Origin of the sequence: Sorangium sp. So ce448, assembly GCF_051520915.1 — a bacterium.
GTDB classification, from domain to species: domain Bacteria; phylum Myxococcota_A; class Polyangia; order Polyangiales; family Polyangiaceae; genus Sorangium; species Sorangium cellulosum_B.
In genome coordinates this window covers 5,880,479-5,893,744 of the sequence record NZ_CP150343.1, presented here as the reverse complement: position 1 = coordinate 5,893,744, position 13,266 = coordinate 5,880,479, and the positions used below count along the sequence as shown (strand labels likewise).

The following is a 13,266-nucleotide window of genomic DNA, read 5'->3' as shown; positions in this document are numbered from 1 at the left end:
CTATCGTCGCGGCCCATGACCGCCTCGACCTCCGAGAAGCTCCTCTCCGATCTGGAAGCGCGGGGCATCACCCGCGCCAAGATCGGCGGCTTTGACATCGACGGCATCCTCCGCGGGAAGTACGTCTCCATCGAGAAGCTGAAGAGCGCGCTCAAGAGCGGCTTCGGCTTCTGCGACGTGATCTTCGGCTGGGACATCGCCGACGTCCTCTACGACAATGCCAAGGTGACCGGCTGGCACACCGGCTACCCGGACGCGCACGCCGTCCTGGATCCGAGCACGCTGCGCGACATCCCGTGGGAGCCGGGGACCGTCGCGATGCTCGCCGACTTCCGCGACGAGCGGGGCGGCCCGCACCCCGCGTGCCCGCGCTCGCTCCTCCGGAGCGTCATCGCGAAAGGCGAGCGGATGGGGTACTCGGCGAAGTTCTCGTGCGAGTTCGAGTTCTTCCTCTTCGAGGAGACGCCGCGCTCGCTGCACGAGAAGCGGTTCGCCGGCCTGACGCCGCTCAGCCCCGGCATGTTCGGCTACTCGTGGGTCCGCGAGGGGCAAAACAAGAAGCTCATGGCCGCCATCCTCGATCAGATGCAGGCCTTCGACGTCGAGATCGAGGGCCTGCACACCGAGACTGGCCCGGGCGTGTACGAGGCGGCGATCCGCTACGACGACGTGCTACGCGCCGCCGACAAGGCCGCGCTCTTCAAGGTCGCCATGAAGCAGATCGCCCACGAGCACGGCCTCTCGGTCACGTTCATGGCGAAGTGGAACGCCGATCTCCCCGGATCGAGCGGCCACCTGCACCAGAGCCTCTGGAAGGACGGCCGGAACGTCTTCGAGGACGGGTCGTCGCCCGATCGGATCCCGGCGGCGTTGCGCCACTACGTCGGCGGCCAGATCGCCCTGATGCCGGAGCTCACGGCGATCTACTCGCCGACGATCAACGCCTACAAGCGGTACGTGCCCGGCGTCTGGGCCCCGCTCACCGCCAGCTGGGGCGTCGAGAACCGCACGGCCGCGATCCGCCTCATCGGCCTCGGCACGCCCGGCGCGCGCGTCGAGTACCGGCAGACGGCGGCGGACATCAACCCGTACACCGCCATGGCCGCGTGCCTCGGCGCGGGGCTCCACGGCATCGAGAACGGCGTCGAGCCGCCGGCGCAGGCCGCCGGGGATGCGTCGTCCGCCGAGTCCTCGCGCCTGTCGCTGCCCCGTACGCTCGCCGACGCGACCCGGATGCTCGCGGGGAGCAAGATGGCCCGCGAGATCCTCGGCGAGAGATTCGTCGAACACTATGTCCTGACGCGCGATTGGGAGGTGCGGCAGTACGAGCGCGCGGTCACGGATTGGGAGCTGAAGCGTTACTTCGAGGCGGTGTGATCATGAGCCAGTTCACGGTTTGGAGCTTTCCCACACGCATCCTTTTCGGCGCCGGCGTCATCGAGCAGACAGGCGCCGAGGCGCGCCGGCTCGGCGCGGCGCGGGCGCTCGTCGTCACGGACAAGGGCGTCGTCCGCTCGGGGCTGCTCGAGCCCGTCGCCGCGTCGCTGCGGAAGGAGGGCCTCGAGGTGGCCGTCTTCGACGACGTGCTCGGCAACCCCATCGAGAAGAACGTGCACGACGGCGTCGCCGCGTTCCGCGCGGCCCGCGCCGATCTCGTCGTCGCCCTCGGGGGCGGCTCGCCGCTCGACGTCGGCAAGCTCGTGCGCCTCGGCGTGAACCACGATCGGCCGCTCGTCGACTACGACGACGCCACGGGCGGCGATCGCTTCATCACGCCCGACGTCCCGCCGATGCTCGCGATCCCCACGACCGCCGGGACCGGCAGCGAGGTCGGCCGCTCGGGCGTCGTGACGCTCGACGTGAACCACCGGAAGACGGTGATCTTCTCGCCGCACCTGCTCGCGAACGCCGCGCTGCTCGATCCGGTGATGACGCGGTCGATGCCGGCCTTCCTCACGGCGGCGACGGGCTTCGACGCGCTCACCCACTGCATCGAGGCGTACGTCTCGAAGGGCGATCACCCGATGGCCGACGGCATCGCGCTCGAGGGGATCCGCCTCGCCGCCGCGCACCTCACGCGGGCGGTCACGCACGGCGACGATCTCGAGGCGCGCGGCGGCATGATGAAGGCGGCGATGATGGGCGCGGTCGCGTTCCAGAAGGGGCTCGGCGCGTGCCACTCGCTCGCGCACCCGCTCTCGAGCGAGTGCGGCCTGCACCACGGCCTCGCCAACGCCCTCTGCCTCCCGCCGGTCGTCGAGTTCAACGTCGCCGCGGCCGCGCCGCGCCTCGCGCGCGTCGCGGCCCTGCTCGGCGCTCCCGAGGACGCCGCCGCGTGCGCCGACGCCATCCGCGCCCTGCGCGCCCGGATCGGGCTCGCGGCCGGCCTCGAGAAGGCAGGCGTACCCCGCGACAAGCTCGACGCGCTGGCCGACCTCGCCGCCCAGGACGCGTGCCACACGAGCAACCCGCGCCCCTGCTCGCGTGACGATCTCCGCCATCTCTACGAGGCGTCCTTCGCGAGCTGATCGCGCGCGCCTGCCCTGGGCCGGGTGCGGCTCGCGGCTCGCGACGGACGCCGGGCCGACGCGAACGCGTCGCCGCCGCGGAAGGATCGCGCCGGCGAGCGCCTGCCGTGACGGGATCATGGTCATTTCCCGGTGTCCAGCGGGCCGCTGGGCGCCGGCCTACCGCTGGCCGACAATGGATAAATGCGGTACCAGGGGTGCACGATGACCGTCACCTCCACCGAGCGCACCGCGCGTCCAGCGACATGCCAAATGTTCGAGACGCCGCTCATCGAGCGGTTTTCGCGGATCCATCCGATCACACCGTTCGTCTTCTGGCTGCCGGTCTACGGCTATCTGGGCGTGCGCGCCGCCCGGCATGGTGTCGGCCTCCTGACCGGGCTCGGGCTCGTGCTGGTCGGCCTGTTTCTATGGACGTTCGCCGAGTATGTCCTGCACCGATATGTGTTTCACTACGTCGGGCCGCGCCTGTGGCAGCGCCGGATGCATTTCGTACTCCACGGAGTGCACCATGATTTCCCGCAAGATGCCGACCGGCTGGTGATGCCGCTCGGCGCGAGCATCCCCCTCGGCATCGTGTTCTACACGCTGTTTCGCGTCCTCTTTGGCCCTGTTCCGGCGGACCCGCTGTTCGTCGGCTTCGGCCTCGGATACCTGGCGTACGACGGTACGCACTATGCCATTCATCACTTCCGGATGAGCTCGCGCTGGGGGAAGTGGATCAAGCGCCATCACATGGTCCATCACCACGCGGGAGAAAATGCCCGGTGGGGCGTGTCGTCGCCGCTCTGGGACTGGGTCTTCGGCACAATGGGCACGTCGCAGGTGGGAAAAGGCAGCTGAGCGGGACAGCGGCGCGCTCCGGAGCGCGCCGGCGCTGATCATCGACAGGGGGGAATGGGCCCGGAGCGCGGCGGGTTGAGGGGCCATGAAGCGGTCGCGCCCGGACGCTCTTGCCTGCGTGGGAGATGATGCGCAGCAGCGCCGCGTGGCCGCGATCACACGGCGCCTGCCCAGGCTCAGGCGCGCAGCGGATGGATCTGCTCGACGCGCGGACCGAGGAGGTCGCGGCGCATCGGGGGCCTCACGGCGAGGAGGTGGTGCCGGGAGGAACGAGCCCTGCCACAGGCGAGGCGTTCGCCGCTGGCAGCCGCCTCATGGCACCCGCATCGAAGGTGCGGAGCGTGTTGCGCCCGCAGTAAGGGCACAGCCACGCCACGTCGAACCGGTCGAGGTGAGCGTTGATGCTGTGCGCCGGCGCGAGTTCCTTGTCGGCTTCACCGGCGGCCGACCGGCCGCGGGGACTCCGGCTGGCCCACCCGGCGGTGACGTGCCGGTGCTCGTCCAGGGTGGCTGACAGGCTTGCCTGGCACTCGCAAGGAGTGGAGATGAGAAACCGACTCATGCGTGACCGTCCTTCGTAGATGTTTCCGTAGACCTTGCTGGCATGCCGCATCGCGGCGTGCTTGCGGGCGCTGCGGCTGCGAGCCGCGAACCGCGAACGAGACGAGACGAACGAGAACCGAGACGAACGAGAACCGGCGACGAGGAAAGAAGCGCGCCCTCATATAAAGGTTGATCAGTTTGAGCTCAAGGGGTGTTAGTCTGGGGCACGGTTGCCCTGATGTAGCTGAGGAAGGGGAGTCCATGACCGTTCGACGTGCACCTCGTGAGCGCGAGACGCCGCCCTCGGGCAGGTTGCAGGTCGTCGAGGCCCGCCGGCCTGGGCCGCGCTCGGTGCGCGGCTTCAGGATCCTGCTTGCGCACGACGCCCGCGCCGCGACCTGCGACGCGCTCGCCCGCGCGATCGAGGGTGCGCTGACGAACGTCGAGATCGTGGACGCTTCGTCGATCGACGACGCCCTGCTCGCGTCGGCGACCGAACGGTTCGACGCGTGCCTCGTCTGCCTGGATCTTCCGCCGGCCCCGCTCGGCGGCGCGCGCCTCGCGAGCGAGCTCATGGACAACAACCACCCGGTCGTGCTCGTCACGCGGAGCCTGCGCTGGCTGCCGCCGGACAGGCCCATCCTGCACCAGCTGCCCTGGATCCCGCCGGACGCGGGCACGATCGAGATCTCCAGCGCGATCGCGGCGGCGACCAGCGACTGCGACAGCGCCATCCGCGTGCGCTCGCCGCTGGCGGGCGAGACGCTCGGCGCGCCCGCGCTCCGTGCGCGCGCGCGCCGGTAGCTGCGCGGCTGGCCGGTAGCGGCGCGGCTGGCCGGTAGCGGCGCGGCTTGGAGCGCGCGCCGAGCCCCGGGCTCCGGTCGAACCGGGCGAATACGTCGAGACGTGAAGGCGTCGGGATCAAAAACGAAATGAAGGGGTTGCGAAGCGGCCCCGGATTCGGTAGAAGCTTCCTCCACCTCGCGCGGGACTAGCTCAGTTGGTAGAGCATCAGCTTCCCAAGCTGAGGGTCGCGGGTTCGAATCCCGTGTCCCGCTCCGAGGATCGCCGACCCCCTCTTGCGCTGGCGATCCTCCTGCACCTCGGGTGCGTCGAGGTTGAGTGACGTCTCGCGTTGGAGCGCCTTTCCAAAAGGCGCTCTGTGAGCGAGCGGCATCTCGGACGGCGCTTCGTGCTGAGCTCAGGCGACGGCGTTCGCTGAGTGAGCGCTTGCGTTCCCGCCACCGGGCAGCGCTCGCTGCGTGAGACGGACGCGCTCTGGGGGCGCACGACGCTCGAATCGGGGCCGGTCCCGCTGCGCGGACAGCGGTGCCCGACAGCATGGGGACACCGGGAGGTGTTCATGAAGGATGGCCGGCGCATCGCGCTGAACGCGGCGTTGATGCTCCTGAAGCAGGCGATCATGGCCGTCCTTGGCGTCGTGTTCGTCGGCTATCTCGCGCGGAAGGTGGGGGTCGCCGCCTGGGGGGAGTTCCAGGCGTCGCTCGCGATCGCGGGGATCGTCACGATCGCCGCCGGCGTCGGGGTAAGGGGATACCTGGCCCGGGAGGTCGCCGTGAAGCCCGAGCTCGGGCCGCGTCACCTCGGCGCGGCGCTCGCCATCCGGGGCGTCACCGGGACGGTGGTGCTCGGCGCGACCGTGGCCGTCGTGCTGGCGACGCGCTCGGGGCTCGGCGCGCAGCTCATCGTGCTCGCCGCGGCTTCCCAGCTGGCGACGCTGCTCTACTCGACCATGTGGCTCTCGTTCGAGGCCCACGAGCGGTTCCAGTACATCCTGTACGCGGAGCTCGGCGCGCGGCTGTTCGTCATCGCGCTCTCTGCGGCCTTGCTCGCGCTCGGCTTCGGCGTCGTCGCAGCGGCCGTGGCGTTCCTGCTCGGCAACGTGCTGGAGCTCGCCATCACCTCGCACTATCTCCGCGCCCGCCTCTACCGGCCCGAGCTCACGACGCCGCCCGCCGAGCTCTGGCAGATCGCGAAGCGCAGCCTGCCGATCGGCGCGCTCGGGGCGCTCTCGAGCGCGCTGCTCCAGATCGACCGCGTCATGCTCCGCGCCCTCTGCGACGAGCAAGCCGTCGGGGTCTACAGCGCCGCCTTGGTGCTGAGCGAGAACTTCAGGATGCTCCCCGACGTCCTGCTCGGCGCCGCCTTCGCGGCGGGCATGCGCCTCTACGCCCAGGATCGCGACGCGTTTGGGCGCCTCTACGGCGGTTGCATGCTCGTCGCCGCGCTCTTCGGGCTGCCCGTCGCCGCCGGCATCGTCCTGCTCGCGCCAGACGTCATCCAGCTCGTCTACGGAGGGGCGGGCGACTACGCCCCGGCGGCCGACGTCCTCCGGATCCTCGCGTGCGGCGTCCCCGTGACGTTCGCGTTCCAGGTCGTGACGCTGCCGCTGCTCGCGGCGAAGCGCGAGGTCGCGATGGTGAAGCTGCTCGCGCTGGCGCTCGTCGCCAACGTCGCGCTGAACCTGCTCCTCCTGCCGCGCTACCGCGCCACGGGCGCCGCGTGCGCGACGCTGGCCGTGAGCGCCGGCGCGCTGATCGCGTCGTGGGGAATCTCCGCGCGCTGGGCCCACGTCGTGGAGCTCGGCCGCATCCTCGCGGTCCTCGCCGCGACGGCGGTCATGGTCACCGCGGCCTACGTCGCGCGCGTCCTCGCCGGCATGTGGGCGTCGATCGCGGTGGGCGTCGCCGTCTACGCCGTCCTCCTCCTCGCGTTGCGCGTCGTCTCCTTCCGCGAGCTGCGCGCGCTGCTCGCGCGCCGCGTCCGCGCCTCACCCGCCACCGTGGCCTGACCTGCGTTCCATCGCGGGCGGGCCCGACGCTGCGCGCGCTCCTCTGCGCCGCTGTGTGGAACAGGGGGCCATCGAGTTTTCCGCATTTTCCGCCGGAAGCAGCGCTCGCCGTGGGTCTCTGCGGCTGCCGACATGCGCTCTCATCCGGCGGGATCCACGCAGAACCGCGCGATGCCCATGGCTCGGAGGTGACGCTGCCGCGGCACTTTCCGTGGCATGCAGCGTGAATAGCGAAGGCGCGATGTGGCGGCGCGGGCAAGTCCGGGGGCTGGCCGGGGTGGGGCGACTCCGGCAGTGGATGGCGCGGCGGCCGTCCTCGCTTCGTGCGTTCGGGATGCCGGCGCGAAGCGAGGGCGGCGCGGCAGGGCTGCCGTGGAGATATCGAGAGATGGACCTGCCCATGGGCGACGGCGGCTATGCGTTGCTCGCGCGCCTGTCGGCAGGCGGCATGGCGGAGCTGTTCCTCGCGTGCCGGCGCGGGCCGGCAGGTATCGCCCACCCCGTCGTCGTGAAGCGCCTTCGCCCCGAGGCGAGGCGAGATCCGTCGATCGTGCGGATGTTCCTCTGGGAGGCCTGGATCAGCGCCCGGCTCCAGCACCCCAACGTGATCCGGTTCCACGACTTCGTCGTTCACGAAGGACGCCATCACCTCGTGATCGAGTACGTCCCGGGCTGCGATCTGGCCGCCGCCGCGCGCTCTCTCTTCGCGGAGGGGCGGCCGTTCCCGCTCGAGGCGGCCATCGAGATCGGCCTGGGCGTGCTGCGGGCGCTCGGGCACGCGCACGGGCTCCGCGACGACGGCGGGAAGCTCGTCGGCCTCGTGCACCGCGACGTGAGCCCGCAGAACGTGCTCCTCTCGCTCGAGGGGGAGATCAAGCTCATCGACTTCGGCGTCGCGCAGATGACGGGGATGAGCGGCATGGAGGAGGCCGGCCCCTTCGGCTCCCCGCGCTCGTCCGACGACGCGGCCCCGTCGAGCGACGGCGGCACGGTGAAGGGAAAGCTCGGCTATGTGGCGCCCGAGCAGCTGCGCGGGCAGAGGGTCGACGCGCGGGCCGATCTCTTCGCGGTCGGCGTGATCCTCTTCGAGCTGCTGACGGCGCGTCGCCTGTTCCACCGCAAGGACGACGGCGCGACGATGGGCGCGGTGCTCTCCGGCGAGGTGCCGGCGATCGCGCCGCTCCGCCCCGCGTGCCCGGCGCTGCTCGAGGAGGCGATCCGGCGCGCGCTCGCGCGCGATCCCGAGGGCCGCTTCGAGACCGCGGCGCAGATGGAAGAGGCGCTCGCCGAGGTGCTCGCCTCGCTGCGCCGAGCGCCGAGCGGCGGCGACGAGCCGAGCTCGAGCGAGCGCGGGCTGCTCGCGGGGCAGGAGATCGCCGCGCTCGTGCGCGAGGTCGCGAGCGGGCGCGATCGGCACCGGTCGCTGCTCGTGCGGGGCTGCCGGAGATCCGCCGGGTCTCGCGGGCGCATGGGCGCGCGGCGGATCGCCGCGGGCCGCTCAGGGGACGATCGCGGCGAGGTGACGCCAACGCTGCGCGGGACAGAGGCACACCCCTCTGCGCCGGAATCTGCGCCGGAGGAAGAGAGCGAGCGCAGCGAGGCCAGGAGCGCCGTCACGCCGCACTGGAGGGACGCGCGCCCGCTGCGGCGCGTTCGGCTCCTGCCCTGGCTCGTGATCGCGGCGGTGACCTTCGCCGCAGGGGCGCTCGCGGGCAGGGCAATCGGCGCGTTCGACGGCGGCGTTGCGCCGGCGAGCCGCGGCGCGCCCCGCGACTGACGAGCGCTCCAAGGCCGGCGCCGCGGCGCGGAGCGCCGCGAGACCTGGGAGATCTCCATTCGGCGCCGCGGTCGTGAGGCGTCGAACGCGTACGGCCGTTGGTGTTGGCGCGGATAGCGACGGGCTCGCTAGCCTTGTCCGCCCTGATGCCGGTCCGGAATCTCCTGAGCCATTCCCTCCTGATCGCTGCGCTGGCTGTCACGCTCCTCGCGAGCTTGACGAGCAGGAGCGCGCTGCCGTGCCCGGTCGCCGGTGCGCCGGCGGAGCCGACGGAGCTCGGCGCGGCCATCGAGCGGCAGCCGATCTGTGTCGGATCGACGGTCGCGAGCGCGGGCGAGCTCGGCGACGTCCTGTACTACCGCAGCTGGGTCGGAGAGCACGGCGAGGTCTCCGTCGGGTATTACGCGTTCTTCTCGGAGGAACGGCCGTGGGGCAACAACTGGCTGACCTGGACCGTGCTGCCCGCGCTCGCGGTGGACCTCGTCTACACGCACGCGCTGCTCTTCGCTCCGGGAGTCCAGCGCGCCCTCTACGGCAAGGGCGATGTCGAGGGGTTCAGGATCGTCTACAGCGTCGGCGAAGGGGGGCGGCTCACCGCCGAGCACGGCGCAGCGGACCGCGGTGATCACGGCGAGGTGCAGCTCGAGCGCTCGGATCTGCTCTCGATCGATCCCGAACGCCCTACCGTCTACTCGCGGTGGTGGAGCCACCAGCTCGGCGGGCGGGGCGCGGGGCCGGGCGATCTCGTCTATCACCGATGCTTCGGCGCGGGCGCCATCCGGCCGCTACCGCCGGACGTCGCGCTCGATTTCCGCCTCGACCGGCGTGCCGCGCCGGCCCGCGTGGTGCCTGCCGCCGCGCTGCTCGGGCAGCTCTCTGCCTCGCGGCGGGGCGAGCCCGTCGGGGGCGGCGGCGATCAGGGCCTCGTCGCTCGCCGGCCGATCGTCGCGTTGTAGATGGCGAGGATGACGATGGCGCCCAGGATCGACGTGAAGAAGCCGCCGCTCGACTGATACGACGGATAGAGCCCCAGCGCCCGGCCGACGAAGCCGCCGAGCAAGGAGCCGGCCACGCCCAGCAGCGCTGTGACCACGAAGCCACCCGGGTCGCGGCCAGGGGTCAGCAGCTTGGCGATGACGCCGACGATGAGGCCAAACAGGATCCACAACAGCACGGACATGGTTCGCTCCTCTCGACACCGCGTGACGCCGAGGCCCGTCCTCGCGCGTCGACGTGGAGGCCAGCGTCCAGCGTTTCGTCCGGCTCAGCGTCTGCAGACGACGTGCCGCGCGCGGTGAGCTCCGTTCGCACCGCCATGAAGCGGAGACCCGGTGGCCAACGTGAACTGCGTCGCCATCGGGCGCGCTGCGCTGGGCATCGGCTGTACATCGGCGCGCAGAGGCACGGGCGAGATCGCGGATCGCGGCGCGCTCGGCGCGCTCGGGGCGTGGGGTGAGCGCTTCGTTCGCACCGCGCGCGCGTCAGCCCTCGCCGTCGGTCTGCTTCTTGTCGTTCCCGGACCCGGCGTGCGGCCCGGCTGGGGCGTTCACCGTGGCGGTCCCGCAGGGCAGGTGGGGTCCGGCTCCGGGGCGCGCACCGGCGACGCCCGCCCCTCGGCGGTCGGGGGCGCCTCGCCGCCGCGCTCTGGCGATGGCGAGGTGAGCGTGGCGAGCGCGGCGCTTGCAGCGTTGAAGAGCAGGCACAGCGATCCGCCGAGCACCGTGGCAGCGACGGTGCCGATCACGACCGGAGCGAGACGCCCGCGCCGGCGTCGGCGCAGCGCGACCAGGCTCCGCGATCCGCTGGATCGGTGCGCTCGAAGCAAGAAGAGCGGCTCGAGCGCCGGAGCGCGCTGGGCGCTGGGCGGAGCGTGCGCGGGAGGCGACGCCTCGGCGGGCGAGGGGGCCGCGTCCACCGGCGACGCGCCGTCCGGCGCCGGGAGCGAGTCCGCCTCGACGAGCGCAGCCGGGGGGCAAGGCGTGGAGCGATGGCCGACCCACGTTGGAGCGGGCGAGTCGTCTCGCCGCGTGGTCGGTGGAGAGCAGGGCCGATCGAGGTGCGCGCTCTCCGGCAGAGACGGCGAGCGATAGCCCACCCATGTCGAGGCTCCCGCGGAGCGCGCCGCGGCGGCGCCCTCCGCCGAGCGCGTCGTGGCGGCGTCCTCCGCGGAGGACCTCCAGCGCGACGAGGACGCCGTCGCTAGGGGCGCGCCCTCCGAGGGGCGCGGAGAGCGGCTGAGCGCGGCGTGCTCGGCGGCGGCGGAGCGCGCCCGGCGAAGCGCGATGTACCCGAGCGCCTCGCGCAGCGCCCGTGCGCTCTGCGGGCGATCATCTGGATTTTTGCGCAGGCACTGGAGGATCAGCGCCTCCAGATCCGGATCGAACGCCGGATGGAGCGCGCTCGGTCGGGGCGGCGGGGACTCGACGTGCGCGGCGGCGAGCGCGACGGGCGTAGGGCGCTCGAAGGGGAGCCGCCCTGTCGCCATCTCGAAGAGCAGCACGCCGCACGCGTAGACGTCGCTCCGCGCATCGACACGCTGCCCTGCAGCTTGCTCCGGGCTCATGTAGGCGGGGGTTCCGATGACGAGCCTGCCGCCGTCCTCGTCGGGTACGGGGAGCAGGGGCGAGCCGCCGAACGCGCCGGACCGGTCGTCGTGGAGCAGCTTCGCCGTCCCGAAGTCGAGGAGCTTCACCTGCTCGAACGGCGCCCCGTCGTCGTCGATGCGGGGCACAAGGCGGATGTTCTCGGGCTTGACGTCGCGGTGGATGACGCCCGCGTCGTGCGCGTGCTGCAGCGCGGAGCAGAGCTGGCGCATGATCGAGACGATGCGCTCCGGGGGCAGGATCGGCGCGGCGTTCAGGAGGTCGATGAGGTCCTCGCCGTCGAGGTGCTCGGTGACGAGGTACCAGAGGCTGGGCGGGGCCGCCTCGTGTCCGCCAGAGGTCCCGCCGAGCGCGCCGTGTAGACTCACCGGCTCGCAGCCGAAATCGAGGACGCGCACGATGTTCGGGTGATCGAGCCGGCTCGCCGCCAGCGCTTCGACATGGAACCTCAGCACCGCGTCTCCGGCGCGGACGCCGCCGGAGCGCGACCTCTCGTCGGAGCGCGACCTCTCGCTCACGCCGCTCGATCCTCGGTGGGCGGCGCCCTCTCCGCGCGGCGACGCCGCGACGCGCGTCGTGCAGACGCGGTGGCTCGCTCCGCCGCCCACGCGCTGCGCGGCGACGCGCTCGTGGATGACCTTCACCGCGCACGCGCGCCCGAGCCCGAGGTGCCGCGCGCGGTAGACGCGCCCCATCGCGCCGGCGCCGATCATCTGCTCGACGAGGTACCGCCCCCCGAGAAGGCGTCCCCTGAGGAATCGCTCCGAGGACGGGAGTCCCGCGTCGAGGGGCGCGGAGGCGCGGAGGCATTCCATGGCGCGTTCCACGCAGCAGAATGGGTGCCATCGCGCTGTGCGGACGGTTCACAGGGGCCGCGACACGGAGCGTCGGGCGCGGCCGCGCCGCGGGCGCCCTGCGCCGGCGCTCGCGGCGCGGCTCCGAGCGGCCCGCGCGCCGCGCGCATTTCGCCCGGGAAAACCCTGCCTCCGCCCGGGCAGCGGCGCCGCGAGGGCTGATTTGTTCCGTTGTCGACGGCGTGTGATAGCGTGGCGCGCGAGGAGGCCTGAGTGCTCTTGAGACGATGCGTTCCGTTCGCTGCGGCGCTGTTCCTGCTGCTCCCGACAGGCGAGGCACTTGCGCAGTCGGACCAGGACAGAGCAGCGGCCCGGTCGCTGGCCACGCAGGGCGCCGAAGCGTTCACGTCCGGCCGCTTCGAGGAGGCGATCGATCTGTTGGGTCGCGCCGAGGCGCTCGTGCACGCTCCGACGCACCTCCTGCTGATGGCGCGCGCACAGGTGCGCCTCGGTCGGCTCGTCGCTGCGAAGGAGACCTACCTGAGGATTGTCCGTGAGGAGCTCCCGCCCACCGCGCCGTCTCCCTTCAAGAGGGCGCAGCAGGACGCGAGGGAGGAGCTCGCCGCGATCGATCCCAGGATCGCGTCGCTGCGCATCGCGCTGGAGGGCGCCGCCGGCCGGAAGATCGGCGTGAAGCTGGACGGCCAGCCGGTCGCGGACGCGCTGCTCGGCGTGCATCGCCCGATCGATCCGGGGAATCACGTGGTCACCGTGGTTCCGCCGGGCCTCGCGCCGATCGAGCAGGGGGTCACCGTCGGCGACGGCGAGCGGAAAGAGCTGAAGATCCCGGTCCCGGAAGGCCCGGCCGTGGTCCCGCCGCCGGGAGGCTCGGTCGAGGGGCAGGGCACCTGGGGCGGTGGGCAGACCGAGGTCCCCCCTGCCGCCCCGCCTGGCACCTCGGAGCGAAAGACGAACGCGGCGATGCTGGGCGGAGGCATCGCGGCCACGGCGCTCGGGCTCGGCGGTGTCGTGGTGGGCTCGGTGTTCCTGGCCAACAGCAGCGGGACGCAGAAAGAAGCGAACGACCTCAGCGCCACGCATGGGTGCGAATCGCAGAGCCTTGCCGGCGGTGAGTGCAGCCCGGCGATCCAGGCCCAGATCAAGTCGCTCGACGCCGATGCTGCGTCACAGCAGACGATCGGCGCGGTCGGCCTCATCGGGGGAGGCGTGCTGCTCGCCGGCGGCGTGACGCTGCTCGTACTGGAGCTGACGTCCAAGCCGGAGCCCTCGAGCTCCGCGTGGATCGCCCCCTACGTGACGCCGACCGGGCTCGGGGTGCGCGGCGCGTTCTGAGCCGAGCGCTCTG

General features: G+C 72.0%; 11 protein-coding genes and 1 tRNA gene. 9 read left to right on the top strand and 3 right to left on the bottom strand.

Annotation, left to right across the window (positions count from 1 at the left end; genetic code table 11):
- The first annotated feature begins 15 nt into the window (after positions 1 to 15).
- From WMF45_RS22225 to WMF45_RS22215, 3 genes are all read left to right on the top strand, one after another.
- Positions 16 to 1,377 carry a glutamine synthetase family protein gene (locus tag WMF45_RS22225; protein WP_437718854.1) on the top strand — a complete coding sequence of 454 codons (1,362 nt, stop codon included), beginning with the start codon at positions 16 to 18 and terminating at the stop codon, positions 1,375 to 1,377.
- On the top strand, positions 1,374 to 2,528 hold the full coding sequence (locus tag WMF45_RS22220) for an iron-containing alcohol dehydrogenase (protein ID WP_437718853.1): 1,155 nt from the start codon (positions 1,374 to 1,376) through the stop codon (positions 2,526 to 2,528). Before WMF45_RS22225 ends, WMF45_RS22220 begins: the two co-directional genes overlap by 4 nt.
- Positions 2,529 to 2,732: 204 nt before the next feature.
- Positions 2,733 to 3,371: a sterol desaturase family protein gene (locus tag WMF45_RS22215; RefSeq protein ID WP_437718852.1), complete on the top strand. Its 639-nt coding sequence runs from the start codon at positions 2,733 to 2,735 to the stop codon at positions 3,369 to 3,371.
- A gap of 241 nt (positions 3,372 to 3,612) precedes the next feature.
- On the opposite strand, the gene WMF45_RS22210 is transcribed toward WMF45_RS22215, so the two are convergent.
- Positions 3,613 to 3,933 (bottom strand): hypothetical protein, encoded by a 321-nt coding sequence (locus WMF45_RS22210; protein WP_437718851.1) that lies wholly within the window; start codon positions 3,931 to 3,933, stop codon positions 3,613 to 3,615.
- 242 nt (positions 3,934 to 4,175) lie between these two features.
- Between WMF45_RS22210 and WMF45_RS22205 the strand changes: the two genes are divergently transcribed.
- The 5 genes from WMF45_RS22205 to WMF45_RS22185 all read left to right on the top strand — a co-directional run bounded on the left by WMF45_RS22205 (position 4,176) and on the right by WMF45_RS22185 (position 9,459).
- Positions 4,176 to 4,718, top strand: a complete 543-nt coding sequence (locus WMF45_RS22205) for a hypothetical protein (RefSeq protein ID WP_437718850.1) — start codon at positions 4,176 to 4,178, stop codon at positions 4,716 to 4,718.
- A gap of 181 nt (positions 4,719 to 4,899) precedes the next feature.
- Positions 4,900 to 4,972 (top strand) — tRNA-Gly (locus WMF45_RS22200).
- Between the two features lie 305 nt (positions 4,973 to 5,277).
- A complete protein-coding gene (locus WMF45_RS22195) occupies positions 5,278 to 6,726 on the top strand; it encodes a flippase (RefSeq protein WP_437718849.1) in 1,449 nt (482 codons plus the stop codon).
- A gap of 388 nt (positions 6,727 to 7,114) precedes the next feature.
- The gene (locus WMF45_RS22190) at positions 7,115 to 8,503 is read left to right on the top strand and encodes a serine/threonine-protein kinase (protein WP_437718848.1); all 1,389 of its coding nucleotides are present in this window, start codon (positions 7,115 to 7,117) and stop codon (positions 8,501 to 8,503) included.
- A gap of 146 nt (positions 8,504 to 8,649) precedes the next feature.
- Entirely contained in the window at positions 8,650 to 9,459 is an 810-nt protein-coding gene (locus WMF45_RS22185; protein WP_437718847.1) for a hypothetical protein, read from the top strand.
- Here the strand turns inward: WMF45_RS22185 and WMF45_RS22180 are convergent.
- Positions 9,420 to 9,683, bottom strand: coding sequence for a GlsB/YeaQ/YmgE family stress response membrane protein (locus WMF45_RS22180; RefSeq protein WP_437538714.1), 264 nt, complete (start codon positions 9,681 to 9,683; stop codon positions 9,420 to 9,422). The genes WMF45_RS22185 and WMF45_RS22180 overlap by 40 nt on opposite strands.
- Before the next feature lie 366 nt (positions 9,684 to 10,049).
- Positions 10,050 to 11,921, bottom strand: coding sequence for a protein kinase domain-containing protein (locus WMF45_RS22175; protein WP_437718846.1), 1,872 nt, complete (start codon positions 11,919 to 11,921; stop codon positions 10,050 to 10,052).
- 252 nt (positions 11,922 to 12,173) lie between these two features.
- Here WMF45_RS22175 and WMF45_RS22170 point away from each other — a divergent pair, with 252 nt between their 5' ends.
- Entirely contained in the window at positions 12,174 to 13,253 is a 1,080-nt protein-coding gene (locus WMF45_RS22170) for a hypothetical protein (protein ID WP_437718845.1), read from the top strand.
- Positions 13,254 to 13,266 lie beyond the last annotated feature (13 nt).

Excerpts from the sequence above, each read along its gene's own strand:
- WMF45_RS22225 (WP_437718854.1), top strand. The coding sequence starts at position 16 with ATGACCGCCTCGACCTCCGAGAAGCTCCTCTCCGATCTGGAAGCGCGG.
- WMF45_RS22215 (WP_437718852.1), top strand. The coding sequence starts at position 2,733 with ATGACCGTCACCTCCACCGAGCGCACCGCGCGTCCAGCGACATGCCAA.
- WMF45_RS22210 (WP_437718851.1), bottom strand. The coding sequence starts at position 3,933 with ATGAGTCGGTTTCTCATCTCCACTCCTTGCGAGTGCCAGGCAAGCCTG.
- WMF45_RS22205 (WP_437718850.1), top strand. The coding sequence starts at position 4,176 with ATGACCGTTCGACGTGCACCTCGTGAGCGCGAGACGCCGCCCTCGGGC.
- WMF45_RS22195 (WP_437718849.1), top strand. The coding sequence starts at position 5,278 with ATGAAGGATGGCCGGCGCATCGCGCTGAACGCGGCGTTGATGCTCCTG.
- WMF45_RS22190 (WP_437718848.1), top strand. The coding sequence starts at position 7,115 with ATGGACCTGCCCATGGGCGACGGCGGCTATGCGTTGCTCGCGCGCCTG.
- WMF45_RS22185 (WP_437718847.1), top strand. The coding sequence starts at position 8,650 with ATGCCGGTCCGGAATCTCCTGAGCCATTCCCTCCTGATCGCTGCGCTG.
- WMF45_RS22180 (WP_437538714.1), bottom strand. The coding sequence starts at position 9,683 with ATGTCCGTGCTGTTGTGGATCCTGTTTGGCCTCATCGTCGGCGTCATC.
- WMF45_RS22175 (WP_437718846.1), bottom strand. The coding sequence starts at position 11,921 with ATGGAATGCCTCCGCGCCTCCGCGCCCCTCGACGCGGGACTCCCGTCC.